Origin of the sequence: Bradyrhizobium genomosp. III, from assembly GCF_000261705.1 — a bacterium.
GTDB classification, from domain to species: domain Bacteria; phylum Pseudomonadota; class Alphaproteobacteria; order Rhizobiales; family Xanthobacteraceae; genus Bradyrhizobium; species Bradyrhizobium ottawaense.
Window position 1 is genome coordinate 1 of the sequence record NZ_AJQF01000069.1, and the last position, 518, is coordinate 518.

The 518-nt window shown below is 64.3% G+C and carries 1 protein-coding gene; it reads right to left on the bottom strand.

Annotation, left to right across the window (positions count from 1 at the left end; translation table 11 throughout):
• Positions 1-518 (bottom strand): tripartite tricarboxylate transporter permease (locus tag IC66_RS0106870; protein ID WP_038947113.1); only part of this gene is annotated, 518 nt, incomplete at both ends.

The window sequence follows — 518 nt, forward strand, 5'->3', positions numbered from 1 at the left end:
CACGCCATCGACATGCGCAGCCGGCTGTAGCCTTCCTGAATCGCGGACCAGAACAGGGCGACCAGACCGAGCGCCATGATGGTGCTGACGAGGCCGTTGGAGAAGAACACGCCGAGCGAGCCCTGCGATCCCAGCAGCGATTGGCGGAAGGCTTCCTCGGCCTTGTCGCCGAGCACGATGGCGAGCACGAGAGGTGCGAGCGGGTAGTTGCACTTCTTCAGGAGATAGCCGAGCACGCCGAACACCAGCATCAGCATGACGTCGAAGGTGTTGTTGTGCACCGAATAGGCGCCGATCGCGCACAGCACCAGGATGAGCGGGGCGATGATGCCGAACGGCACGCGAAGGATCGCGGCGAACAGCGGCACGCAGGTGAGCACGACGATGAGGCCGGCGAGATTGCCGAGATACATCGAGGCGATCAGGCCCCAGACGAATTCCTTCTGCTCGACGAACAGCATCGGACCTGGCTGCAGGCCCCAGATCAGGAGGCCGCCGAGCAGCACGGCAGCCGTCGG